Genomic DNA, 1,994 nt, shown 5'->3' with positions numbered 1-1,994 from the left:
ATGTGTATACGAGACAGGCCATGCCGGGGGTGAGGACCGCGCCGCCGGTGGCCTGGCCCATGGCATTGAAGAGGCGGTTGAGGCTGTTCCAGACCGCGCGGATGCCGGACCAGAGCACGATGAGCATGAAGACGAGGCAGATCAGGCCAATGCCGAGGGTGACGACGGGGTTGGCGGCGGCGGAGCCGGCCAGGAAGAAGGTGGTGACCAGGGACTGGATCAGGGCGATGACCACGGTCTGGACGATGAGCTCGATCCACTGGTCGACGATGGCGCGGGCGATGCCTTCGGTCTTTTTGAAGAAGGCGAAGAGGATGGCCATGCTGAAGGAGATGAAGGTCAGGCCCATGGCGATGGTGATGAGCAGGTACACGATCTGCTCGACGACGCCGAAGAGGACGAGGGGCCAGGCGGTGAACATGCGCGACTGGGCGGAGGAGGCGGTGCTGATGGAGGCGGCGCGCTGTGCGTCGTCCAGGGTGTCGAAGACGTAGGGGGACTGGAGGAAGTCGAAGTAGGAGCCGGGCAGGAACCATTCCTGGGGCACGCTGCTGAGGTAGGCGCCGGTGGCGGGATGGTAGAAGTGAGCCGGGCAGCCGGGGGAGTAGAGCGGCTGGGGGTAACCCATCACGTCGGGTCCGTCGGCGCGCAGGTAGGCCAGCGCGATGTCCAGCCCGTCGATGTCGCCGGGGGCGGTCGCGCCGGGCAGGTAGACGCCGAGGTAGTCGCACAGGGGCCCGAGGCCGAGGTCGGTGGTCTCGACCTGGTTGAGGGAGGAGAAGGAGCTGCCGACGGTGGCCTGCAGGCCCTGGAGGGTGCTGAGGTAGAAACCCTGGGCGAGGCGCGAGCGGAAGTCGTTCATGCCCTGGTAGAGGGCGGGACCGAGGGTGAAGAAGAGGGCGCCGGCGATGTACCAGGTGACCGCGCTGCGGAAGTGGACGACGTCGAGGCGGATGAAGGCAGCGAGGAGGTAGGTCAGGCCGAGGACGAGCAGGGCGGCGACAAAGGCGAAACGCACGGCGGTGCTGAGGCTGGCGTTGGTCTGCTGGATGAGGGGTGCGAAGGCGTTATCGACCAGCCAGGCGTTGATGACCTGGACGGTGTGGCCCATCATGACGAAGCCGCGCAGGAGGCTCCATTGGAGGCCGGCGAGGCTGAGGAGGATGTTGTACCAGAAGGCATCGATGGCCTGGCGCAGGCCGGCGAGGATGTCCATAGGGTGAGGGCTCCCTGGCTCAGCAGAAGGGGTTGGGCTGGTTGACCCAGGTGACTTGCGGGCTGCCGGCGGTCACGGTGGGGTCGAGGGCGAAGGTGAAGCGGTGGGCGAGGCCGGGTGGGGCGTAGGCGGCGAACCGAAAGACGCGCATCTGGCCGGGTGGCAGGGTGTAAAGGTTGGGATCGATGGTCAGGCCGGCCTCGTGTGCCGCGGCCTGGGACGAGGGCCAGACGCCGGTCAGGTCCCCGCCGGGTGTGGTGAGGGTACTCAGGAACATCTGGAGCGCCGGGAAGGTTTCGTAGGGCTGGCTGCCGAGGTTGTGGACTTCCAGCTGCCAGGAGTAGATCCGGCGTGGCTGACCGTGTTTGTCGGGCGAGGCGGGCAGGGACTGGACGGTGAGCAGGCGGAACTGGACGCGCAGGGGGGCGCCTGCGGCGCCGACGATGACGGGGTCATCGCGGAAGAAGTCCTGGGGCGGGGTGATGACATAGGGTGTGGGCAGGGGTGGGGGCGGGGTGCCGGGCAGGACGGTGGGTGGGATGGCAGTCGGGCAGGTGTAGACCGGCCCGTCCAGCAGGGTGGTGCCGCCACAGGCCAGGCTGACCCAGGTCAGGACCATTGGGACCATCCAGCCCACTCGCCGAGGGTGTTGTGCTTTGTTCATTGGTTCTCCTTGAAGGTTGATTTTGTTCCAGCGATCGCGGCGCACCGCTCTTTTCCTAAGGAATGAGACCGGGCTGGTTGCCGGGGTCGAGCAGCAGGGTGAAGCGGGTTTCCC

General features: G+C 66.9%; 2 protein-coding genes. Both read right to left on the bottom strand.

The window, feature by feature from the left end:
* A partial coding sequence (locus QUS11_07970) for a hypothetical protein (GenBank protein MDM7993234.1) occupies positions 1 to 1,216 on the bottom strand: 1,216 nt, incomplete at its 3' end.
* Positions 1,217 to 1,235: 19 nt separating this feature from the next.
* Positions 1,236 to 1,835 (bottom strand): hypothetical protein, encoded by a 600-nt coding sequence (locus tag QUS11_07965; protein ID MDM7993233.1) that lies wholly within the window; start codon positions 1,833 to 1,835, stop codon positions 1,236 to 1,238.
* Positions 1,836 to 1,994 lie beyond the last annotated feature (159 nt).

Source organism: Candidatus Fermentibacter sp., from assembly GCA_030373045.1.
In the GTDB taxonomy this organism is placed as follows: Bacteria; Fermentibacterota; Fermentibacteria; order Fermentibacterales; family Fermentibacteraceae; genus Fermentibacter.
The sequence above is the reverse complement of the archived record's forward strand: the minus strand, read 5'-3'. Positions and strand labels throughout refer to the sequence as shown.